Source organism: Polaromonas sp. P1_G2 (assembly GCF_056405515.1).
The window spans coordinates 1-437 of sequence record NZ_JBFUBY010001237.1; the positions used below are offsets into that span (position 1 = coordinate 1).

General features: G+C 62.2%; 1 protein-coding gene. It reads left to right on the forward strand.

The window, feature by feature from the left end:
* Positions 1-21: 21 nt before the first annotated feature.
* The coding region (locus AC1D0P_RS29935) for a hypothetical protein (protein WP_477680052.1) at positions 22-437 on the forward strand (416 nt) is incomplete at its 3' end.

Consider the following 437-nt stretch of genomic DNA (forward strand, 5'->3'; position numbering starts at 1 on the left):
GAACAGGGCTGGGAACTGCATATGAAATACGAGGACGGCCTCGCCGTCTGGGACGCACTGCGCGCCACCGGCGTCATGGCCTTCGGCGTCGAAACCTATGCCAATTCCCGCCGCATGGAAAAGAGCCTGCGCCTGCAGAACGCTGACCTCCTGACCCAGTACAACCTGATCGAAAGCGACCTGGCGCGTCCGAAGGTCAAGGATGTCGATTTCCGCGGCAAGGCCAAGCATCTCGAATACAAGGCCCGCGATCACCAGCCGGCCATGCTGTGCACCCTGGTCATGACCGAGAATACCGACAAGAACGGCGTCGCCCGCTACCCGGTCGGCTCACTGCCGGTGATCGATCCCGAGACCAGCAATGTCCTGGTCGACGAACTCGGCCGCCGCTCCTACACGACCTCGATCGCCTTCGGCCCGACGGTCGGCAAGAATAT